21 protein-coding genes and 1 tRNA gene are annotated in these 23,895 nt (G+C 43.0%); 9 read left to right on the top strand and 13 right to left on the bottom strand.

Translation table 11 applies throughout. From position 1 onward, the window contains the following. Positions 1–133 precede the first annotated feature (133 nt). The 9 genes from R3O62_RS20615 to R3O62_RS20575 are packed head-to-tail and all read left to right on the top strand — an operon-like array spanning position 134 to position 11,162. Positions 134–1,033, top strand: a complete 900-nt coding sequence (locus R3O62_RS20615) for a FimB/Mfa2 family fimbrial subunit (protein WP_250746832.1) — start codon at positions 134–136, stop codon at positions 1,031–1,033. A 48-nt stretch (positions 1,034–1,081) separates the two neighbouring features. Further along, positions 1,082–2,893, top strand: a complete 1,812-nt coding sequence (locus R3O62_RS20610; RefSeq protein ID WP_250746830.1) for a DUF1566 domain-containing protein — start codon at positions 1,082–1,084, stop codon at positions 2,891–2,893. Positions 2,894–2,915: 22 nt separating this feature from the next. Then, entirely contained in the window at positions 2,916–4,643 is a 1,728-nt protein-coding gene (locus R3O62_RS20605) for a fimbrillin family protein (protein ID WP_269109845.1), read from the top strand. Between the two features lie 22 nt (positions 4,644–4,665). Next, entirely contained in the window at positions 4,666–6,471 is a 1,806-nt protein-coding gene (locus R3O62_RS20600) for a fimbrial protein (protein WP_317472472.1), read from the top strand. A gap of 28 nt (positions 6,472–6,499) precedes the next feature. Next, entirely contained in the window at positions 6,500–7,153 is a 654-nt protein-coding gene (locus R3O62_RS20595; RefSeq protein ID WP_234212128.1) for a DUF1566 domain-containing protein, read from the top strand. Positions 7,154–7,171: 18 nt separating this feature from the next. Then, positions 7,172–7,501, top strand: coding sequence for a hypothetical protein (locus R3O62_RS20590; RefSeq protein WP_234212130.1), 330 nt, complete (start codon positions 7,172–7,174; stop codon positions 7,499–7,501). 26 nt (positions 7,502–7,527) lie between these two features. Further along, the gene (locus tag R3O62_RS20585) at positions 7,528–8,085 is read left to right on the top strand and encodes a DUF3575 domain-containing protein (RefSeq protein WP_269109843.1); all 558 of its coding nucleotides are present in this window, start codon (positions 7,528–7,530) and stop codon (positions 8,083–8,085) included. A 29-nt stretch (positions 8,086–8,114) separates the two neighbouring features. Next, positions 8,115–10,841 (top strand): tetratricopeptide repeat protein, encoded by a 2,727-nt coding sequence (locus tag R3O62_RS20580; protein WP_269109842.1) that lies wholly within the window; start codon positions 8,115–8,117, stop codon positions 10,839–10,841. 54 nt (positions 10,842–10,895) lie between these two features. Continuing rightward, entirely contained in the window at positions 10,896–11,162 is a 267-nt protein-coding gene (locus R3O62_RS20575; protein WP_032539919.1) for an HU family DNA-binding protein, read from the top strand. Positions 11,163–11,857: 695 nt separating this feature from the next. On the opposite strand, the gene R3O62_RS20570 is transcribed toward R3O62_RS20575, so the two are convergent. The 13 genes from R3O62_RS20570 to lpxK form a co-directional block, all read right to left on the bottom strand. Next, complete coding sequence (locus R3O62_RS20570) at positions 11,858–12,445, bottom strand: hypothetical protein (RefSeq protein WP_032541221.1); 588 nt, start codon at positions 12,443–12,445, stop codon at positions 11,858–11,860. A gap of 52 nt (positions 12,446–12,497) precedes the next feature. Then, positions 12,498–13,067 carry a tetratricopeptide repeat protein gene (locus tag R3O62_RS20565; protein WP_175415592.1) on the bottom strand — a complete coding sequence of 190 codons (570 nt, stop codon included), beginning with the start codon at positions 13,065–13,067 and terminating at the stop codon, positions 12,498–12,500. Between the two features lie 14 nt (positions 13,068–13,081). Beyond that, positions 13,082–14,080, bottom strand: a complete 999-nt coding sequence (locus R3O62_RS20560; RefSeq protein WP_032541220.1) for a toxin-antitoxin system YwqK family antitoxin — start codon at positions 14,078–14,080, stop codon at positions 13,082–13,084. Between the two features lie 277 nt (positions 14,081–14,357). Further along, positions 14,358–14,864 carry a hypothetical protein gene (locus R3O62_RS20555; protein ID WP_032530317.1) on the bottom strand — a complete coding sequence of 169 codons (507 nt, stop codon included), beginning with the start codon at positions 14,862–14,864 and terminating at the stop codon, positions 14,358–14,360. An 11-nt stretch (positions 14,865–14,875) separates the two neighbouring features. Beyond that, positions 14,876–15,088 carry a hypothetical protein gene (locus R3O62_RS20550; RefSeq protein WP_032530316.1) on the bottom strand — a complete coding sequence of 71 codons (213 nt, stop codon included), beginning with the start codon at positions 15,086–15,088 and terminating at the stop codon, positions 14,876–14,878. A 47-nt stretch (positions 15,089–15,135) separates the two neighbouring features. Further along, a complete protein-coding gene (locus tag R3O62_RS20545) occupies positions 15,136–15,651 on the bottom strand; it encodes a hypothetical protein (RefSeq protein ID WP_137569171.1) in 516 nt (171 codons plus the stop codon). A 192-nt stretch (positions 15,652–15,843) separates the two neighbouring features. Beyond that, positions 15,844–16,875 (bottom strand): hypothetical protein, encoded by a 1,032-nt coding sequence (locus R3O62_RS20540; RefSeq protein WP_032530314.1) that lies wholly within the window; start codon positions 16,873–16,875, stop codon positions 15,844–15,846. Positions 16,876–17,157: 282 nt separating this feature from the next. Then, on the bottom strand, positions 17,158–18,678 hold the full coding sequence (locus R3O62_RS20535; protein WP_032541219.1) for a ClC family H(+)/Cl(-) exchange transporter: 1,521 nt from the start codon (positions 18,676–18,678) through the stop codon (positions 17,158–17,160). Positions 18,679–19,287: 609 nt separating this feature from the next. Further along, positions 19,288–20,505, bottom strand: coding sequence for a site-specific integrase (locus tag R3O62_RS20530; protein WP_032530312.1), 1,218 nt, complete (start codon positions 20,503–20,505; stop codon positions 19,288–19,290). Positions 20,506–20,756: 251 nt separating this feature from the next. Further along, positions 20,757–20,829: transfer RNA gene (locus R3O62_RS20525), tRNA-Phe, on the bottom strand. Positions 20,830–20,947: 118 nt separating this feature from the next. Continuing rightward, complete coding sequence (thiL, locus tag R3O62_RS20520) at positions 20,948–21,982, bottom strand: thiamine-phosphate kinase (protein ID WP_005789917.1); 1,035 nt, start codon at positions 21,980–21,982, stop codon at positions 20,948–20,950. Between the two features lie 27 nt (positions 21,983–22,009). After that, a complete protein-coding gene (locus R3O62_RS20515; RefSeq protein WP_005789915.1) occupies positions 22,010–22,819 on the bottom strand; it encodes a purine-nucleoside phosphorylase in 810 nt (269 codons plus the stop codon). After that, complete coding sequence (gene lpxK / locus R3O62_RS20510; protein ID WP_032530607.1) at positions 22,758–23,888, bottom strand: tetraacyldisaccharide 4'-kinase; 1,131 nt, start codon at positions 23,886–23,888, stop codon at positions 22,758–22,760. Before lpxK ends, R3O62_RS20515 begins: the two co-directional genes overlap by 62 nt. Between the last annotated feature and the right edge of the window lie 7 nt (positions 23,889–23,895).

The raw sequence follows: 23,895 nt of genomic DNA, 5'->3' as shown, positions 1-23,895 counted from the left end.
CCATCCGCTTCTTCACCCTGTATTCTCCCTTGTTAGGGAAGAGGCGGATGGTTTTTAAATTGAGGATTTACAGTTTGTAACTCCGGACAACAAGGGTAACGATGAAAGAAATAAATAAGAAAGAATATCCATTATGACAGGTGACTACAACTTCCGGCCTATCCCGGGGATACTATACTATCTGTTCACACTGCTGCTGTTGTCGGGGTGCATAGCCGAGAATACCGATGATTGTTTCAAGGGCATCCCCCTGAAGGTTAGTTTGCCTGCCGACGTGCCACAGGAAACAATACAAGATATGAGCCTCTATATATTCGATGACAAAGACTTGCTGCTCGACATACTCCCCGTGAACGGTATGGAACCTGTTATCCTTAATTATCCGGGCATCCCCACCTTTCATTGCGTAGCCATGGGCAACACGCAGGACGGTACGATGCTCGTCAGCCCCCTGAAAAAGGGCGATCCATGCTCCGACGGTTTCATATCACTGAAACCCTCCGTATCTACAAGGGCGGAACAGGGCATATTTACCTCTCCCTCCGACTTGTTCTACGGAGAGCTTGAAATAGAAAACAATACAACGTCCAATGGTGGCGGAGAACATACCATAGAAGTCTCCCGCATGACGGCGTCCATGAATATAACCCTGCGAGGCTTGCAAGATCTCACCGGCACGAACGACGGTAATTACTCGCTCGTTGTCCGCGAAACAAGCAGCCGCATGGATTTTAACGGAAATTACGGAGGCGCTCCCGCCTCTTATTCCCCGGCATTGAATCCGGCGGCAAACAAAGATTTTGAGGTTCCCATGTTCCGGCTTTTTCCTACGGCAGAAGGCAATGGACTGACAATAGACATCTACCACAACCGGTCTTTGCTTAAAAGCATAACGGCGGATGGCAGCGGCAAACCGATTGTCCCCATAGTAGGCAAAACCGTTAATCTTTTATTGAATTTCGAAGGTTCGGTGGGTGTGGAGATTGAAATTACAGGTTGGGGGGAAAACGTTGTCTGGAAAGAATACAATTGATTCTTTTATCTCTGGAGAGATATAAAGAAAAAGATTAAGAATATAAATATGAAGATAAAAACTGACTATATAGCAAGACCGGACAGATTGGTTATACTCTTATGGATAATCATGCTGACGGGAGCTTGCCGGAACGATGACAGCTACAGCGTGCAGCAGGACGATCCCGTTCTTGTCAGGCTGTCCGTATCCACTTCCGATGCGGGTACGCCTTCGGCAGGCAATGAGACCGGGGAGATTCAGTCTGTTTACATTCTTCAGTTCAATGCCGACGGTGATACTTACGGAACCCTGCGTTACGTGGCGGAAGGAACAAAGACTGGCGATGGAACCTATAGTGCCACCCTGTTGCAGAGTGTAAGCTCCTCTGATAACTATAAACTTGTTATCCTCGCCAATATTTCCGGCTCCGGCTTTCTTTACGGTCTGTATGGCAAGAGCTACGAAGAGGTGCAACAAGCCTGCGCGAGTGAAGCAACGGCCGATCCTCTCGATTTCAGTACTACTCCGTTTCCCATGTTCGGGGTGATTGAGGGAGGTAAATCCGTACAGGTGAGTCAAGGTTCCGTTTATTCCGGCAATACAAAGTTGGTTCGTGCCGTGGCACGTGTGGATATCGGTGTCGGCACGTCTAAAAAAGATGTGAGTGGTATTATTACCTCATGGATTAAAAACCAAAATACACCTTTCACCCTCACCCAAATACAGGTATGGAAAGCAGGTCAGAGATACGCATACATGCCGCTAGCGGCTAATTACCATTGGAAGACTGACGGTGTATCAGATACAGATATAGTGATAGACAAGCCTTCGGATGTCACCGGAGGAGGAACTACCACCAAGACTTACACTGGTAACGCATACATAACAAACAGTATTTACTGTTTAGGGAAAATCTATCTGCCCGAAGCCGATTTGCTATGGGGGAATGTGTATGACAACAACCATACCAACCGTTTGGCAATTATCGTAGGAGGTAGATATAACGGCTCGCCGACGGAAACGTTCTACCGCATAGACTTTACTTACGATGAGGGAAACCATGACAAAATGAATATCCTGCGCAACCACATATACCAGTTTACCATCAAGAGTGTAAAAGCCGCAGGCTATGCCACCGCCGAACTTGCGTACAAAAGTAAGCCGAAGAATTTAATCTTTGATGCCACTCTTGAACCATGGGTTGCGGGTCAAACGGCCTCCATACCTTCCGTCTTGGGATATTACCTGACATATCAGGGATTTAATGGAGAGAATGTGGACTGGACTTACGTTATGGGTTCCTCACTACAAATTCCCAAGAAAAAAAATTATTGGGGTACTAATAGAAATCTTCCATTCGATTACAATAATTTTTATAAGGAAGGACAAAACATTTACATTACGGATATTGATGGAGGACAAAACGGAAAGTTATATGCTACAGTGGGAGATGCTTTTAAGTTAGAAGGTGCTTTTCCCGAGCTAATGGTTTCCGGTAACGATATTGTGGATGAATTGGGTAATGAGGTCCATCCATGGAGAACAGTGAACGGAATGACGACGACATTAACGGCCCTTGACTTATGCCGCAATCTGGAAGAAAACGGATTCGAGGACTGGAGACTTCCGCGACTCTCGGAGCTGGCGCTTATCTATGCGAATCATACAAAATTAGACGAATTACGAGGGTTCACACCGCTATCCGGGACTTATTGGTGCGGGAGTGAGTATCTGGTAGAAAATGCTACTAACCAGCAAAAACTGAATTCCGAATGGGCATGGGCTGTCGATTTTTCCGGAAGCACCGGATATGCGTCGTGGCATCAGAAAACAGAGAAATTGAAAATCCGTTGTGTAAGGCAAACAAATAACAAGTAATTGAAACGATATACAGATGAATATGGATACAAATAAGAAATATATTCTGCCTCGGACAATCATCCTGGCAGCCTGCTCTTTACTGTTGGCAGGAGGCTGCGACAACAATGTCTACGACGGGATGGAAAGGGATACACCGGCAAAGGAAGTCCCTTTGAACTTCAATGCGTCCATAGAAAAGACGGAAGTTGTCCAATCAAGGAGTATTACATCCACAACCGATTTTACCGGAGATTCCTATTCCTTTGGTATGTCCATCACTAAAAATGAGAACGGGAATGAGATTTTCATAGGATCATCAGATATGACTGCCAAAATGGAACGCTCCGGTTCTTCCGTACCGTGGAATTGGTCTTTCATTAATAACTCCGACAACTCAGAAGTCACTCCTACGGGGCCGGAAGGTAAGGCGCTAAAAGTGATTGCCTACTATCCGCGTATTTCATCCAACACCCAAAGTGCCTATACGAATGGAATCCCTTTCGACTTCTCCTCAAAGACCGACCTTAAACAGACGGATCTACTCTACAATACCAGTACCGTCTATCCGTTCGATCCATCCAACGAACCGGTGGTAACTATTCCTTTACGTTTCCGGCATGCCTATACGTGGATCGTTCTTAATATCAGGAAATACATGAACAATAATAAAGTGTTCAATTTAAGTAGTGTTACTTTGGATAACCTTGGGGGCGGTTGGATTAAAAACCAGGGAGCTATTGACCCGGCAACAGGGTTGGCAAAGGATGGAGCTACCGCCGGTCCGATAGGAGTAACATTAACCCCGGCAGTGGAATTGTCCACTACGGACGTTACCTACGAGTTTCTGGTTCCCTCGTTCATGGATGCCAAAGTCGGTGACGGCGATATAGTCCTCGTATTGAAGGTCAATGGTATTAATGAAACATTTACGCTGGATAAGAGCTACCTTAACAAGAGTGAGGATGGTAAGTTATTTGGTTTCAGACAGGGATATAAGAACACATACAACCTGGTCTACAATAACTCTGCTTTGAGCATGAATGTTCAGAACTGGACATCTGAGGTAATTAACGGTGATTTTGGAGGTGAGATAGCGGATCCCCCTACCTCTGACTATATGTGGGTAGGATTAGAGAAGAAGTTCCAAGTAACAAATTGGCCTCAAGGTACCTGGCCGAATGGGCAGTGGTCTGACTATCCCCCAATACCTGAATATTATAATCCTGGTAAACATCCGTACAAAAGCTACTTTACCACTGTAGCCTATGGTGGTAACGGAGACTATGTACCTGTTAATCCACCGGATCCCGCAAGTCTGCCCACAGATGGTATGACAGTAAGTGACGATATAAACTTATATGCGGCAGGGAAAGAAAAGGTTTGTAAGGAAATTCATGTAACCAAGAATGATGTCTCCACATTATCTGTTCCGTGGGAAGATGCAAATGGTAAGTTGGTTGCTAAAGAACTTTGCAGACAATATACCGGGGGCGGTTTTCATGACTGGAGACTTCCGAGAGCCTCCGAGCTACGGGCGTTATTTCTAATAGTAGCAGCTAATGGGAACACATATAACGGTTTGAATTTTTCAAGTATAGAAAATGATAAAAAAATGTACTGGACAGGAACTGAAGTCAACGAAAACGAAGCATGGAGTGCTATGTGTTCTGGTTATTTTAACCCTTTTATTGTAGATAAGGGTCTGGTGTTATCTCCCCAAGACAAGAAAAAAACGGCTTTCGTGCGCTGTGTCCGTGATGTTAAGTAATGAATATGATAACAATATACAAATGAACGATATTATCATGATAAAAAAAATAATGGCTTCGATATGTATCGTCTGCTTAGGCTTGGGAGGATGTACGGAGGACCGTTTGCTGCCCGACTCCGGTACGTCTTCAACCGTGGAGCCGGTTGCCGTGAAACTCACCCTGGGCATAGACGATTATAATACTTCGTCTGACGCGGAAACACGTGCGGAAGAAATGCCGCCCGTCCTCAGGATGTCCTCGCCGGATATGGACGTAGAACTTGTGGCGACACCTGTTGCCACAAGGGCAGGTGGTACGTCTACTACAGATATTACTGAAGACAACGCCGTCTATTCGTACATGGGTTTCCAGTTTAACGGAACAACACCGGATGGAACATTGGTAGAAAAGAAATATTTTGCATCTCCGGATGGTTTCATCAAGACAGATGAGGTGGTGATTGCCCCTACACCGGAGGGACAAAAAAACAGGATTGTGGTTTTAGCCAACGTCAATATGAGTACGTTTGAGAATATAAAGCCGAGTGTATCTACCTATGCTGATTTACATAACCTCTGCATGACATTGACGGCCGATGATGGCATTTTTCCTAAAAACAAGCTCACACTGACAGACGCAGACGGAAATCCATTACAGGAAAACGGAAATAATATGGAAAGGACAGGGATTGTTATGTGCGGTCAGGCTGATGCCGAAATCGTTGAGGGCAAACAGCTATACATCTCTTTGAAGCGTACCGTGGCAAGAGTGACATTCAATATAACAACAACCTATCCGCATTTTATAGAGGTACCACATACGTGGAATGTGACCTTGATGAATATTCCCACGCAGAACTACTATAATGTACTTGGAAGAAAAGCTATTTTCCCTTCAGAGGATTTGAAAGAACAAACCGACCTTTTTTGGCATAAATCACTTGCTACAACAACTGCCGCAAATCCTGTGATTCAAACGGGTCCTTTGTATATTCCGATCAATCTCCAGCAGACGGTATTGACCTCTACAGTGAATACCCGTCGCGATAACGCGCCGACAGGCGGCACTTACCTTCAGATTATCGGGTTGGAGAATAAGGAGGTCGCTGGTGGCGAGAATTTGAATATTGTAACAGATTTTTCTATCTATCAGTTGTTTCTGGGAAAGAACTTCACTTCCGATTATAGTGTGTACGCCAATTACGACCTGACCTATAACATTGTCCTGAAAGGAAACAGTAGGGATGATACCAATGTCATCCGGTTGATACCGGGCTATTTCTCGGGAGATCTTACGGCATACGGTGCCGCCGGCGATACTTTGAAGGATGTAACTGACCTGAAAGCCGTTAAATGGAAATACCCGAATCAGATAGAGAGCTATTTTTCGGATGGATACTATCCGGGTAGCCTACCGGAAAGGAAAACGCTGAAATGGTATGAAGGTTCATTATTCTCAAATTGCGGAGCCACTTCATTGACGAATGGATGTGCGAATACCTTAGCGTTGCAAGGAGCCCCAAGTACTTGGGCAAATTATGAGGCTGCTTACACCTGTTATCGGGGAACGAACGGGTATAATGTGGGAGATCAACCTGGAGCCGATAAGGGGTGGTGGTATCTCCCTTCTGTCAGCGAATTGATCGGGACCTGGATTTCTTCTTCGAGTACGCAAAAACAGATGGCGGGCAGCTATTGGTCGTCTACCGCCGATCCGGGTGCCGATAAAGCCTTTGTGGTTACGAATGAAGGGAAAGTGTTCTCCGATGCCGTTGGCAACACACATGCTGTCAGAGCTTCGCAGGATCCTGATAAAGCCAATCATGCGGGTGAAGGCACTAAATAAACGAAATGCAACCTAATAAGAAATAAAGATGATGAGTTTCAAAATCTATCCCATTTTATGGATCGTTTTATTCTGCTTCGGCTTTCCTTCGGGAGTTTTCGGGCAGTATATTCAGAAAGAGACTATCGGTGGAACAACGTATGCCGTTATTTATGCGGATGGATTGGCAGGAGCCGCCCAATGGGGAGCGGGAGTCGGGATGACGAAGAACGGCGCTACTATCCGGCATCAGGTTTCCAGAGGAAACGGTGGCAACCTGAGTGTCAATGACAGAATCCCGTTCCGCTTTATCGTGGCACCCACGGATGTGGGGAACAATGATGAGACTTGGATGACTGTGCAGGGAGTGAGCGATGACGGAAATAATAATAATCCGGATTTCACCATTCCTGCAAATACAGGCTGCCGTTTGTATGGTACTTCCGGCCCGGGTGCAGGGCGGAAATGGCGTGTTCCCACTCAACGCGAGTTACAACTGATGTGGATGTTTCGTGGACCCATCGGCTTGATATATAAGGAGAAACCGATGGAAGAACCCAACAAGAAGAAAAGATACTGGGCTTCCACCGAAAAGGGTACGGACCAAGCCTGGTTTTTTGACTTTGAGAAGGGTATGCCTTACTGTGATACCCAGGCTAAAAGTACGGAGAACGGCATGGTGAGGTGTGTGAGTGATTATTAATCGATAATAAAGATAAATATGGAAATTCCGGAATTGGCAATTGATAAGGAGTCCCAAAACCTGTATTACATTTACTTGTTCTATGTAGAAGATAAGTGGTGTGCTTTCGGATACTCCGCTTATTATTTGAGTATTATGTATCCGGTATTGGAAGCTGGCAATGAAACCACCGGGGGGCATGAAGCGTGCATCCCCTGTGTACACGTTCCCGACAGCTTTCTGGTCAGACTCTCTGAATTTTACAGCACATTGGTTTCAGACTGCTATATACAGGTTGAAGCACCACCCACAGCCTATTGCTACCGATCCGGTTACAGTGAATGGTATGAAAAATTAACAGTAAATTAACATAAACTTTCTATATTGAAACATCCATGAAACAATTCGTACGATATTGCTTGGTATTCTCCTTCCTACTGTTTGCGGGCGCTCTGACGACTCGGCTGCATGCCCAGTTTTACTCAGTACAAACCAATACGCTGAAACTGGCTACCACCACATTCAACGTTGAAGGCAGTATGCTTCTGGATAAACATTGGACTCTGAATATGAGTGTTTCTTATAATCCGTGGAACTTCAGTGACACCAAAAAGATAAAACATTTCCTGATAGAACCCGGGGCACGCTACTGGTTCTGGCAACCCTATGCCGGAAACTTCATCAGCATGTATGCCATGGGCGCACGCTTCAACGTGGCATGGGACAAGGTGCTCGATTACCGCTACCAGGGGTGGGGCTATGGCGCAGGAATGACCTATGGGCGCTCCTGGCTACTGAGCAAGCGCTGGAATATGGAAGTGGAAGCGGGTCTGGGGCTGCTTGTCACTCCCTATACAAAATATCGTTGCGAACATTGCGGTGATAAGGTGAAATCGGGCACTTATTTCCTGCCGATACCTAAAGTGGCGTTTAATCTTGTTTATTTGTTCTAAGACCGGCCTTTCAGTTGGCGCAAGGAAGCATGAAGAATACTAAAATTTTCTATATTCTGTTTCTGATAATAGTTATCACTGCATGTTCCCCCTTTGGCAGGCTCTACAAGGAGCAGTCGAGGGTGACATTGGCTTTGCCTGCCAACCGCCGGACCGAGCCGGTGGAGGTGGCGAAACGTGATTCCGTCAATCAGCCTCCGGTCCTGAACTTTATCTTTGTCAGCGCCAAAGGCGACAGTGTCCCTGTGGGCATGTCTGTAGAATGGGACAGCGTCCATCAAGAGAACCTGACCACGATGGCTATGGATGAAGTGGTGGTGTCGGCCAGTTCCACGCGCAACACGGCTGAGCGGAACGGAATGATTAACGTGGAGTTTGTGGTGACGGTGCCCAAAGCACTGCAACAGGATAACTGGATGGTCAACGTCCGTCCGGTGCTTATGAGGGGCGACATGCCCGACTCGCTGAAAGAACTCCGCTTTACGGGACAACGCTTCCGGGAGTTGCAGGAGCAGGACTACCGGCGATACGACCGTTATGTAGAGAAAATCATTCCGGATTCTGTCAACTTTTATCAGACTTACGTAAATTACCGTTCTTTTGAACGCTATCTGAAACGTCTGAAATGGTATAAACGAAGGCTGGAAAAGCTATGGGCAATACAGGATGCTAAAAAACACCGTCCGGACCCGCTGTTACTGCGTTTTGAGATGTTCAACCGGCAGGTAAACCGACGGGACAGCCTGTTGAAAGAGTATATGCTGAAGAACTCCCGGCTGATGATAGAGCGCCAACAATGGCAGTATGACCGTGCGCTTGCGCGGGTGAACGACACTTTGCAGCCCCAGTGGCCCGGTTTGCGGGAGCGCTTCCGTTACTTCAACCACAAATGGGAACTTCGTACCAACTATCAGGCAGGAGAACTGGTTACCCGTAAGAAATATTTTTATGACAGGGTATCGTTTGAACCCTTGCGGCAGGCGGAACACAGCCTCTATTATGTCCGGGGTGTGGACACCGTGCCTCCCTTGTGGCTGATGACTGAAAGGCCGGATACGGTACAGACAAGGCAGAAGTCATTGGCAAACTTTTCGGAGGAAAGCATATTCGCATACTATGGTTTGGGTGATGAACAAACAGGGTTTACCCGTAGCAAGTTGCCATTGTACGCCTATCACCGCAACCTGTCCGATTCGTTACAGCTGCACCTGCCCGGTCGTAAAGCGTTCAGGGAACTCGAACTCAGCCGGTTTGACTCGGTGACAACGGTAAAGCATTATATCGACCGTTACGAGCATCTGCGGTCAGTCTATCCGCAATACCACCTGATACGGGAGTTGTATAACATACATCCGCCCGCCGTGCGGCATGCCGCCCTGCAGGAAAAATACGGAAACTGGATAGCGCATATCAACTCGCTCGATTCGACCAATTTGGTGCAAAAGTTCTATAACACGCAGAAAATAGCCCGTAACGAAGCGCGTAAAGCGATGAAAGACGAGAAATACCATGATATCGTGCGTTTCCCGTTCAATCCGGATGCGGAACTCGATACGGTGATTTATGCTGCCGATCAGGTGAAATTTCTCTATTCGCAGAAGGTGCCCGCAGATGAAAACTCAGCACGTATGAAGGTGTATGTGGTAGGTAATGTGTTAAGCGGCAACGGAAGCAAATATCCGCTTCCGAAGTCGGATACACTGACTTATCTGGTGAGTTCTATGACTAAATTCATTGACAAGACTCCGCGTTATGTGCGAAAAATCATTGCCCGGGATGCGGAAGCCAATACAAGCGTGAATTTTTACTTTCCGCAAAACGACTTCAACCTGAACGAAACCATTGCCGTGAACCGCAAAGGAGTAAAGAAAGTGAAAGATCTTACTCTGGCACTGATGACCGATCCTGTGTACAGGATAGACAGTCTGACACTCTTCGCTTCTTCATCGCCCGAAGGCAGTTGGCGCGTCAACGGAGAAATAGCCCAGAAGCGTGCAAAATCCATCCGTGACGTTCTGGTAAGGGAGTTTACCGCGCTGTACGATTCATTGTCTGTCGGTGTCAACGTTGAGATGGACGAGGCGGGTAACCTGATTCACCGTGAAGTGAAAGACGAGATTCCGGATTTACCGAACCTGATAAAGATACGCACCATCCCCGAGGATTGGAACAAGTTACGCAGCCTGATTGTGAGTGATGCAGACTTCAAAGGCCATAAAGACGCTATATTGAGGATTATTGACCGTGAACAGGAACCCGACCGGCGCGAATGGCTGATAAAAAGCCAATATAAATCGGAATACGCTTATATGTTAGAGAAACTCTATCCAATAATACGTGCGGTAGATTTCCGATTCAGTCTCTCGCGCAGGGGAATGAAGCAGGATACAATCTATACCAACGAACCGGATACGACCTATGCCCGGGCTGTGGAATATCTGGAGGAACGTAAATACGAACAGGCATTGGAAATGCTGCGCCCGTATGATGATGTGAATACGGCCATTGCTTACATGTCTTTAGGATATGACAAGGCTGCTTTGCGAATATTTGAGAAATCGCCCCAGACGGCCGATAACAAGTACATGCAGGCCATCCTTCAGGCACGTTTGGGGAATGAAGAAAAAGCGGTACGGCTCTTGCTCACTGCGGCAGAGATGGACGGGCAAATGAAATTCCGTGCGAACCTCGATCCGGAGCTCTCGGAACTGGTGAAGAAGTACGGGCTCTTTAAGGAAGAAGATGACTGGAACTAAAAGAAGCAAAGCAGATGAATCTGTTTTCTATGAATATTATTAAAAACTAAAAAGATGAACAAGAAAGAATTGATTCAAGAGGTTGCTATTCGTAGCGGCATGTCACAGGCAGATGTGGAGAAGACCTTAAACCATATCATGGACACCGTCAGGGACAGTTTGCATAAGGAAGACCCCGTCACACTTGTGGGATTCGGAACTTTCCGGGTGCAGAAACATGCGGAACGTCAGGGGTATAATCCTTCAACCGGTCAGAAAATGCAGATTCCTGCAAAGAAGATTGTTAAATTCAAACCGGGTAAAGCTTTGGAAATTAAGTGAAAAAAGAAAGAACTTGCTATATAATAAAAAAAAGAAGATGATGATGGGCCTTGCAACAAGGTTGCTTTATGAATATTAGAGAAATCCACCTGGATAGCCGAAAGCAAATACATGCAAGCTATTCTTCAGGCATGTCTGGGGAATGAAGAACAAGCGGTGCGGCTATTGCCCGGTGCGGTGGATATGGACGTCCAAATGAAATTCCTGGCGAACCTTGATCCCGAAACTCTCTGAACCGGTGAAGAAATACGGACTTTTTAAAGAAGATGATCAAAACTAAAACAGAAAATAATAGAATACAGTGTTTATAACTCGATGATTGCTGTGAAGCAATCATTTTAAGAATCCATAACCTTTGCCATCTCTGCTTATGAAGGTGGTCTGATGGATTCAACTGCCTGTGAAGGTAGAATATTGTTTGTTTATGTTAGTGCATCTTCTTGTCGGTGGACAGGGAGATGCACTTATTTTTCTCTTTCAATGTACCGGAGGGGCACATCCCCGCCATTATGTACTGAAAGTGTAATTTTCTTAGTACTTTCCGTCGTGCTATTAATACTTGCAACTCCGTTATGTTTCATAAATATCAAAATTGATTCTCCATAAGGGCTGTTGATACGAAAATCTTGGTTTGCTAATTTGCGTATCCGCGTAATTATATTACTTGAAGCATTCATTATAAATGGACGATAAAGTTAATCTTCCAAAGAAACAAACATCGGGGGTAATTCATTTTCATATTTCCCTACTTCAATGGCAATACCGGCATCTTTGCATAAGGTTTCTCCAAAATGCCTGTATTGCTCTTCGGAAGGATTACCCGGTAAATAGAAGGTGATTTCATACTCTGTATTTACCCAGATATACCGGATATCCGGATAAGTATCTTTTATAGTGCCGTTTACTACAAAGGCTATTTTTCTGTTTTTGTATTCTTGAGTAGCTTTTGTCCATGCCGATATTCCGGTATCATCAAACTTTACGGCCATAAAAAACAGATATTCTTCGTCTTCCCCTACTTTTACTTCTTTAATATGTGTAGCGTCTACGATAGGAATTGAATCGATTGTATTATGCCTGTAATCGGAACTTATTCTTTTGTAATCGTTTCCCAAATTATCCTCTATAAGATACCAGCCTGTGACCGGTATGGAATCGGATGTGTTTTTGTGAGGTGTCGAATCTGTATTTATAACTATATTTTCTTTGGGCGATTGTGCATTTATATAGTTGGTAAATCCAAAATTTAATAATGTTATACCTATAAGTATTTTTATTTTCATAACTTGTTTTTATTTGTAGAAGCTTTTATTATTAAAGGCAAGGAATGATACATCACACTCTTTGTGTACAAAAAGTTAATATGACCCCGGTATATCCGATGGCTTTCTCTACGTTTCGTTCTACAAATTTGCCTTCATCATAGATGGCATCCAGGTTGAGCATGGCCTGACTGCTTCCTTGCGCGGTGGCTTTGGAATACCAATCGATGGCTTGTTTCAGATTTTCCATCTGGCCCAAGAATCCATGTTCGTAGCTCAACCCGATGTTGAACTGCGCATCCGGTTGCCCGAATTGTGCGGCTCTGGAAAACCACGGGAACGTGGCCGAATCATCACCATGACCGTAGTAATAACAACCTGTATAGTATTTGGCAAGGGCGATTTCCTTCTTGGAACACTGTGCCATGGTATCTAACCGGGCACTTTGCTCATTCAGTCTTTTGGTGAGGCAACCGGGCATTCCCTCCGCGTAGCCATGCAACAGGTTGTTCATCGTCCAATGACTTCCTCCTTGCGCGATTGCAGGTATTCTTCCGCCACCTGTGGCTGTGCCAAAGCGGGCAAGGCAAACAGCGGCAGAAAAAAGCCGGAGTTTCCTCAAATTCATATTTATATTCTTCATGTTTATATTCATATTTACTGTGTCTTTTCCTGTGTTTGCTCCAAGCCTTTGGAATCTATCAGCTTTCCGTCAATGGAGTATTCCTTTTGCCAGAGCAGTTCCCCCTGGTCGAACATAGAGATTTTCCATCGTTTGTCGGTTCCTGGATAGTATATAATCGACTCTCCATGGGGTTTCCCATCTTTGTATTCTTCTCTGGCGGACAGCCTTCCAAGTATGTACTGGGTCCATAGCCGGTCTTTGCCATCCTCCATCTCCCTGACGGAATATGTGTCGCCGTCAAACGATTCGAACTTCACCGCACTGCCCTTTCCGGCGTAGGTTGTGCGGCAGCGCAACGTCTTTGATGCGTCAGGGTTTATACGGTAATAGCAGGTACTGTCTGCCTGCAGACCGTTTTTGTAGTGTTCTTCATTGACAAATGTTTCACCGTCGTCGGTATATATCCACATGCGGCACACCCCGTCACGCTCCCCGTCCGTATAGTGCCATTCCGACAGAGGATTTCCTTCTTCGTCCCAACCGAAGGAGATTCCGTTGATTTTTCCATTGTTCATTTCCACGCAGCTTTTCAGGTTTCCGTTCGGGTGCCATTCTCGGGCGGTTCCTTCGAGTATACCGTGGACATATGGGTGTTCGGACTTTATTTGTTCGTTGTCCTTGTAGAAAAGCCGTTGCATACCGTGCTGGTGCCCAGCCTTGTCGTACACGTATTCGAGGAGCAGTATTCCGTCCTCTGCCGTTTCCATCCCGTCCGGAGTGTTCGTATAGGCACGCAGGGTATCAATGGGAAAACCTTTCGTGAATTTTCCGGTCATGTGGTAAGTCTTAAAGAGGATCCGGTAGTTTCCATCCAGCGTTTTGGACTTACTGTTCTTCTTGTTTTTTTCCCAATAGATATTTACGGCGCCGCTTTTTTCGATGACAAGCGATTCAAATCCAATGGTTTTCTGCGGCATGACATCGACGACACAAAAAAGCCCGCAAAGGACGAGTAATAGTAATTTTTTCATCGTTATATCTTTTTTAGTATGGTTATATCTTTATTGTAGCCTTGGTAGTGCAAATGGCCAGCGTGGTCATCAAGATGCTTAACATCTAAAGTCGATGTCCTTCCGGGAAGTTTATGTTCACGAGAATCGCTCCATCCAAAATTCCTCTTATTATTTGATAAGTCAATCATTTTCTTAATCTTGATATTGTAGAAGACAAGCTTATCAGTTAGCTCATGAACAATTTCTCGGATTTCGCTTTCCGGAAAATTATTGTACTCAGAGTTATCAACTATATCTATTTCTTCTTCAACAAACTGCCATCAAAGATAATTTCACCTCCATCAACCCACCTGTCATCTTCATCCCACTCTCCTCCACAATGTGTTTGCATACTGCCAACAACAATACTTTGTTCAAGGTCTATTATATCACACAGATAATTTTCATGCAATATTTTTTCATCCCCGTCTTCTACATAACCTTTTATAATATTATCCAGCACAACAAATCTTTTACTCGGAGAGATACGCAGATCCAATTCACCTCCATTTTCATACGAGAATTCTGCTATTTTAACGGTATCTCTCTCTTTAAGACGTATGATATATGGATTATACCATAACTTAAAATCTTTATCATATTTTTTATACAAAATAGCAAAACGTTCAGACACATTAACAACAGTGTCTTTTGACTGTATTACTGATTTCTGAGGTTGTGTATCTGAAGAAATTTTACTGCCTCCAAAGCAATGAATAGCCAAACATAATGCAATTGATGCAAACAGCATATTTACTTTCATACTATTTATTTTCAGGAATTATTATCATTCATTAAAGAAGCATCATCTATTATATAATTATGTTCATCTTCATATAATAAATTTAAATTCTCCGGTTGATTTATTAATCTAAGTTCTATTGCTTTATCTTTTTCTTTTGTACAGCCACTTTTGTCCGAATCAGGCTCATGCCATAATCTCCAAGCAAATGTACCCCTTGCTTTATCATATACTTTAATACTCATTTTGATTGTTTTTTTGCATCTAAAATTATAACTCACAGTTAAGCTATCTAATCAGCCGCATAAGTTATTCTGGTGATAATACTTTTATCCTTCTGCATAATTTCAAAACAGGTAACCCCTCCTTGGTAGTCTATTTCTATTAAGAGGTCATTTGTTGTTTTGTACTTATAGCAAACCTTGATATATTTATCCACTTCAGAAATGTATTCTATGTCTTTTTGTGGTAGTGTATCTTTCAGATTCTCATTGATTCGCTTAATGACATCATACACTTGTGTCATATTAGCGTCTGGAAAAATGCACTTCTGAATGGTCGTGTATCCATCATCCTCCGAATATTTCTCGCATTTTAAACCTTTCCAATCTGTTTCATTCACAAATAATTTAGGTTCATCACTATTCGCTTCACTCACATGATTATTTGTGTCGGAGTTTAAAACGCTAATATTAGCTTTACCAGCTTTACTCTCTGTTTGTGAATCTGTCTCCGTTTGTTTATTTTGAAATGACCAGCACCCGCTAAGCATTATTAGTCCCATGTACGCTAAAAATAGTTTTTTCATCGTTTTACTATCTATATTAGTATATCTTCAGTTGATTAATTCTATCTGTTCATAAACTATTTGGGATTATGTTTACGTCTCATCAACTTTGAATATTTTTTTAACAAACTCTCTGTGTCTACCATAAGCATCCTCTGAAATTGATGTAAACACGATCATATTTAAAAATATCCATCATCTATAGGCCTGTTGTCACATGTATATTTCCAGTTTATCACTGTTTTCGGGTATATATAGTATAATAGGTATGATTATATTGTTAGGTATGCTCCATCCGTCTTCATTGATTATGTCGGACTTTATCTGCAATACACTATTCTTTTCCGATTTATTTCGTAGCATGACCAGTTTACCATTCCCGCAAATCACCATTTCAAAATCTGTAATGGGCGCAACTTTCCTATTGACTGATGTTTTATCAAACATTTCCGTATAACAAAATTTATCTATTATTTCTTGCCGGCTGTTATAACGCATGTCCATGTAAGGAATGATATGACTGAGGTACTGTGTCTGATAGGCCAATTCGTTACAGTCCACTAAATATTGCCGTATCTTATTATATTGCTTTAGTACCTTTTCTTCTAAGTCGGGTATTTGTGTCAGGTCACGGGCCTTGGTGAGTTTATCACTGTAATCAAAAGGCAGCGATGCCTCAAAAGTTGCCGAAGCGGTATAATATTTCAGCTTTTGTGTACCTATATTATCGGGTAATTTCAGTTCTTCAATCAAGTTGGTTTCAGCTTCCGGTTTATCTATGTCGGGACAATGGTATATTTTGAGGCTTACAGAACTGTCATCTGAGATATGGTCTTGTTGGCCGGTGGGATATATCTCTACGCTAAATGTTTGTTTTCCGCTGCGTGGCAGACAGCTATTGACAGGATATAATGTACCGTCATAATCATCATAATTGCAGTCGTAATCGGAAAAATCCTCGTATACCGGTATGTCGTTTATGCGGACTATTATATGGCATTCCGATTTTTTTATTTTCAGGTAATACATTGGCTTTGTTTTATATTCATGCAGAGTGTTCGATATGTATTGCTCGACTAATTCCATAACCTTCTGTTCTTCCGCGCTTCTGGCCGTTGTGTTAGACTTCCGGCTGTAATCCGGAAATGTCTGTATGATGATATCATCATTTGTGGAATTTTCCTGTGCATTGGCATTTATCCCCCAGGATAGCAATACTAAAATTAATAAGGTTCTGATATTCATAACTGTTTCTTTGAAGCGTGTTGTTTGTGTCCAAAGATAGGAATTAAAATTGAGACTGAGGGAAGAATAGAGAAAGAAGGTTGTGGATAAGGGTTTTAAACGTAATTGAATGACCGGGGCGAAGTCAGGTGAAACCATTAAAAAGCCAACTTAAACCGGAGTTGCGTTACTAATTCGTTACCTGTTATCTTGCTTTCTACTCTTTACTTATTGGCAATTAGTCAATTGAACTTTTTCCGCAGTTTTCACCAATAAACGGAACAACTCAAAATGCTGGTACTATTATTCATTCGCCATGTTCCTGAATGTGCGGTATAGTTTTTCCAGTTCACATGATGGAAGGCTGATATCTACCCGGTCTTTCGGTTGAGTGACAGTATTATGTAAAGGCAAGTGAGTTCCTTCTCGTACGACATTCTCTATTTTACAATCTTTGGGCAAAATAATGTCTTCTATTTTTTTCCCTTGCATGTATGAGTCAGCATTTACTTCGAATGAGAGGGTGTGCCGGGAATTTGAATCTTCTTTTTCTTTGGGCAGTAAACGTAAATAAAGCTGGTCATATATTGGTCTTACTCCTGCGATATCGCTGATAAAGTAAGTGATTCCTACAACAATTGTCATTGGAATAAGCAATTCAAACTTATGGGTCATTTCCAAAAGCAGGATAATGCCTGTAACCGGAGAACGTACGACAGCTGTGAATGCTGCAGCCATACCAATAGCCATAAAGAAACCGCAATGTTCTGCTGAAAGAAAACCTTGCCGGATAAGTATAAGTGCGAATACCTTTCCTGTCAGTCCTCCGATGACGAGCAATGGCAGGAAGATGCCTCCCGGAAAGCCCGTTGAATAGCTGAGTGCTGTGAACAATAGCTTAAGCAGGATGATGCCACAAAGAAACAGTATACCTGTATATGCCGTAGTGTCTGCTTGTTTGAGAAGAAAATCTTCACCACCTGCAATCAAATCTGAAAAGAAATAACCTATGATATAAGTTACAATAACCACTGACAGCACTTTTAAATATACCGACATTTGTATTTGGCTGTATTTCTGCTGGAAATAAAGTAGACAGTTGTTAAAGAGCTTTCCAACCAAGGATAATAGCAAGGAAAATAAAATGAATGCCAAGGTAATTCCGACAATGCTAAGTTCGGAAGGATAGGAGGTGTTGATCGGTGCATACAGGTTTCCGGGGAATGCCCAACCGGCCATTGTCCCGGCTATAGTCGATGCCAGAAGTGAGGTAATGATTATTTTCACAGAATCGAATTTCTCCAGTTCTTCCACGATAAATATCGATGAAGCCAAAGGAGCGATAAAGGCTGACGAGAGCCCTGCGCTTGCCCCACCCGTATAAAGATAACGTTGTTCCGAGACGGATGCATGAGTCCATTTTCCTATTATGCGGGCCACGAATGCGCCCATTTGAACGGAAGGACCCTCGCGTCCGAGCGATAATCCCATCCCTATACTTGCCAGACCTCCTGTGAATTTTAAAACAAGCGCTTTAAACGGGCGATTTATTTGGAATCTCCCATAAATGGCTCCTTCTACTTGTGGAATACCGCTACCGGAAATGGAACGGCATTTTTTAACACCATAATGTATGATTAATCCCATAACCCACATTAAAAATATAGCCAAAAGATGCATCCACCAGTTTACCTCGGAATTAAACAGAAGGTGTCGCAGGTCAGATGCCTTACCTAACAAATAATGATAAGGTATAGTTACGATTCCGGTTAAGATACCCACCGGAATACATAGCAGGTATAGTTTTACGTACTTTAGTTCCATTTTGCGTCCTATAATCTAACAAAGTTCACTCTATCGTGCGGTTAGCTTTATTTGCGGGTAGTTTTTAATTAGTAAATCTGATAGTTCAGTTAAGGAATGTCCATTCTTCGAGCAAAGATAGGAATTATAAATGAAAATATGGGCGGGACGGATCAAAAAACTGTAAACAAGCGGTTTCGGAGAAGTTCTGAAAATATGTTGATAATATGGAGTATGTAAATGCATTGATTTTGTTTCAACGGTCTTCATTAATTTGGAGATTATATGGAATGATTGAAAATGAAAAAATACATTAAAATGCTAAATTCAAATGAGGATTTTAATAATTGGATTGTGACTAACGGAAAAGATGATAACTTTGTTATTTATTATTTTAAAAGAAAAAACGAATTAGAAGTTTAGTATAAATAAGAATAATTTATTGCACAGTTCTATTACTGTTGAATTGAAAAGGGCTGCCAGAATAGTGCCACGGTGGTAGCCCAACGTGAATAGTCTCAAGTGAAACGCTCTGTTTTTAACCGTTGACCATTATCGGAATATTTTGATAAACAGTCGAAGAGTTCCAAAAACTCGAGAAAGTAGGTGGAGCTCGTCTTTTAATTTCATTTATTGAGATATTATCCCTGAAAGTTTATCCATATCATTAGCCAAGGATTCATTGAGTACATGGGCGTAATGCTCCGTCATACGGGTCGTTGTATGCCCCAGCATTTTAGATACGTTTTCGAGTTTGATGTTATTGGCCAGGGTGACGGTTGTGGCAAATGTGTATCTGGCTATGTGCATTGTCAGATGCTTTTTGATGCCACAAAAATCAGCTATTTCCTTGATGTAGGAATTCATTTTTTGGTTGGCAAACACAGGAAGTACCTTTCCTGACTGTTTGCATAAAGCGTGATCCTTGTATTTCTCAATTAACGCCAATGGCAGTTCCAATAGTGGAACAAAGAATTCGACATCCGTTTTCTGGCGTTGTTTGTGAATCCATTTCCGTCCTTTCGCATCTTCAATGATATGTTCACTTTTTAGGTTGTATACATCGATAAAGGCTAATCCGGTGAAACAACAAAACAGAAATACATCCCGGACTATTTCCAAACGCGGAATTTCGAATTCTTTGTCTTTAAGCATGTTCAGCTCATTGATAGTGAGAAAATCCCGGATAACCTTCTTCTCTTTGAATTTCACGCTGGCAAAGGGGTTTGTTATTATCCATCCATTTGCTAAAGCCAGGTTTGTTATTTTCTTCATGCATTTCATGTAACGTATCACTGTGTTTTGAGCACAATTCTTTTCTATTTTCAGAAATGCCTCAAATTTGCGGACTAATTCACCTGTAACGTTTTTAATGGGGATGTCTTCAACCTTTGTTTCCTCGGATAACATTTCTTTAAAATAACGCAGGCAGAGCCTGTAACGGCGAAGGGTTATTTCGTTATACTCTTTTCCGATCAGGAGTGACATCTGTTCATTATGCTCTTCGAATACTTCAAAAAACATTTTGCATGTATTATGCTTGCCTTGGAGATATTCTTTGATAAGCACAGGCTCAGCATAGCCATTCTGATCAAATAGTTCTTTTTGAATTTCGTAAGCCCTGGTACGTAGCCATTCCAGATATCGATTGATTTCCTGGTGGGTCGGAGTTTTGCCGGTGGCCCGTTCTTTCTTTTGATTCCAATTGGCGGGTTCTATTTTGCGTTGAGTATTTAGCTCTATAAACCGGCCGTTGGCTGTAATACGCATTTGGATAGGCGCTTCACCTCTTTTCGTTAATCTTGTTTTTCTGATAAGAAAAATAATACTGAATGTGTTCTGTTTCATATCTACTCATTTTTTAGTGTAAAACATTAAAATCGTGTGCACTTAAAGAATAGGGTAAATTGATGAAAACGAGTGATTTATAATCAAATTCGTGTGCAATTTTTAGGGATTCCAATAATACACACGAATTTAGCATTTTGAAATGTGTTGAAATGTACTATTTAGTTGGGAGCAAGAAATAAAAAATCCCTGTATTTGTTTGAAATACAGGGATTTGCTTTGCAAAACAACCGATTGCTAATCTTTTAAAGTGGTGCCACCAGGAATCGAACCGGGGACACAAGGATTTTCAGTCCTTTGCTCTACCAACTGAGCTATGGCACCTTTCTTGTTTGCGGTTGCAAAGGTAGTGAAAATTTTTAATTCTGCAAACCTTAGGGTAATAAAAAACACTGATAAAAAGCTATTCTGCTTATTATCAGAGTTTTTCTTTCTGATTTTTTTATTTATTTTCCTGTAGGGGATTCCATCCCTGAGCTTTTAACTCGAATTCCTGACCATCGCGTGTGATCAGTGCGCAGCCTAATTCGGGCTTTGTAATATGTCCGATCAGGCGGACACCTTCCATTTCCGATACTTTTTCGTGATCGGCAATGGGAACAGTGAAAAGAAGTTCATAATCTTCACCACCGTTCATGGCACAGGTGGTGAGGTTCATATTGAACTCTTCTGCCATAACTGCTGTTTGATAATCGATAGGGATATGCTCTTCGTAGACACGGCAACCTGCTTTACTTTGAGTACATATATGCAATAGCTCCGAAGAAAGTCCGTCAGAGATATCCATCATAGAAGTCGGAACGATATTTGCGGCGGACAGTTTCTCAATAATGTCTTTGCGGGCTTCCGGTTTGAGCTGTCGTTCCAACAAATACTCTTTTCCGGAGAAATCCGGCTGAGCATCCTGTTCGCCTTTAAAGACTGCTTTTTCGCGTTCTAACAGTTGCAGCCCCATATAGGCGGCACCTAAGTCGCCACTGACACAGATCAAGTCGGTATCTTTGGCGCCATTACGGTAAACTACTTTATCTTTGTCGGCTTCACCAATACAAGTGATACTGATGGCAAACCCTGTCAAAGAAGAGGTGGTGTCACCACCTACAATATCGACTTTATATTGTTGGCATGCCAGACGGAGTCCGGAGTAAAATTCATCCATATCTTCCACACTGAAGCGTTTGGAGAGAGCAAGTGAAACTGTAATCTGTTTGGGCGTTCCATTCATCGCATAGATGTCGGAGAAGTTAACCACAGCAGATTTGTATCCCAAATGCTTTAACGGCGTGTAGGTTAGGTCGAAATGTACACCTTCCATCAAGAGGTCGGTAGTCACCAACACTTGCTTGTCGGCAGGATAGGAGAGGACGGCTGCATCGTCGCCTACTCCATATTTGCTTGATTCATTTTCTAATTTAATTCCTTCGGTGAGATGCTTGATCAGTCCGAATTCACCTAAGGTTGCTATCTCTGTTCTCATATATCTTATTTTATGATAAGGAAGTATCTATGCACGGTTTATCAGTTCGCGCATGATGGTGGTCATCTTCGGCTGGGCAGCATCGGCTGCTTTCTGAACTTCTTCGTGTGATACTTCTACAATCTTTCCTTCTACCCCAAGATCTGTTACGACGGAAATGCCGAAAACTTTGATGCCGCAGTGGTTGGCTACAATCACTTCGGGGACAGTAGACATTCCTACCGCATCAGCTCCTAAGATATGGAACAGTTTGTATTCTGCAGGTGTTTCGAATGTGGGTCCCTGTGTACCGATGTATATTCCGTGCTGTACTTTAATGCCTTTTTCTGCTGCAATGGCATCTGCCTTGCGGATCAGTTCCTTATCGTATGCCTCGCTCATATCCGGGAAACGGGGACCGTACGGGATGTTTTTACCACGTAACGGATGTTCGGGGAAATAGTTGATATGATCAGTGATAATCATCAGATCACCGATTTCGAATTCAGGATTGGTGCCGCCACTGGCATTGGACACAAACAATGTTTTGATACCCAGTTCACGCATCACGCGTACCGGGAAAGTCACTTCTTTCATAGAATAACCTTCGTAGTAATGGAAGCGTCCCTGCATTGCCATAATCTCTTTATTACCCAATTTACCAAAAATAAGCTTACCGCTGTGCCCTTCTACGGTAGACACAGGAAAGTTGGGGATATCTTCGTACTTTATTTCATACTTTTCGGTAATTTCGTTTGCCAGACTGCCAAGTCCGGTTCCCAGAATGATTGCTGTTTCAGGACTTGTGTGCATCTTTCCTTTCAGGAAGGCTGCCGTTTCTTGTATTTTCTCTAACATAGCCAATAATGTGTTGGTTAAAATTATCTTGTTGATTTTGTAATATTTCTACTTCAATGGGTAGGGCATAAATAAATGGTTTCAGCCCATCATCCAGTTCCTGATGGTATATCAGGCGTGTCGCGTCTTTTTCGGTTGTGACAATCAGGCGTTGCCCTTTTCTTAATTTACCGAATCTCTCTTTTATTTGCGCCAAGTCTCGCTGGCTGAAGTTATGATGATCACTAAAAGCGAGTAAGTCGATGTTCCGTGTATGTATTTCCAATTCACGGATGATCGTATCGGGAGATGCAATACCGGTAATTAGCAGTATCTGTTCCTCTGTCTGTAAGGAGGATAATTTTCTCTCTTGTACAGTGGCACAATCGGGAAAGACTGCCCGCAGGTTTCCGTATCGGAAAGACGAGAAATATAACTGCTGGTAGGGGAACAGATTCAACCTTTTCGTAATAATATTGTAGTCAATAGGTTTGATATCCGGCGGACATTTGGTTACGATGACTATCTGTGCCCGATTTTTGGCTTGTGCAGGCTCCCGTAAGCGTCCCGCAGGCATCAAGGTGTCATCGCAGAACAGACGGTGATAATCTGTCAGAAGAATATTTAGTCCTGCTTTCACGTATCGATGTTGAAACGCATCGTCCAACAAGATAACTTCGACCGGAGGCTCTTTAAGTGTGAGTAACCTTTCGATGCCATGGCAGCGGTCTTCGTCAACTGCTACCCGGATATCGGAGAATTTCGATTGTATTTGATAAGGCTCGTCGCCAATACTGCGGGCGTCACTTTCTGCTGTTGATAGTACGAATCCTTTGGTATGGCGCTTGTACCCCCGGCTTAATACAGCCACTTGGAATTCATCATGAAGCAATTTTATCAGATACTCTGTGTGCGGCGTTTTACCCGTACCGCCCACTGCGATGTTCCCGATACAAATAATAGGAACATTAAAACTCTTTGACTGAAGTTTTCCCCAGTCAAAGAGTTTATTTCGTAATGCTACTCCTGCCCCATATAACCATGAAGCAGGATATAGCCATTTATGTATCTTGATAGAGTTTTCTTTCATGCAGTTT

This window comes from Bacteroides hominis, from assembly GCF_033042785.2.
In the GTDB taxonomy this organism is placed as follows: domain Bacteria; phylum Bacteroidota; class Bacteroidia; order Bacteroidales; family Bacteroidaceae; genus Bacteroides; species Bacteroides hominis.
This window is presented reverse-complemented; position numbering and strand designations above follow the sequence as displayed.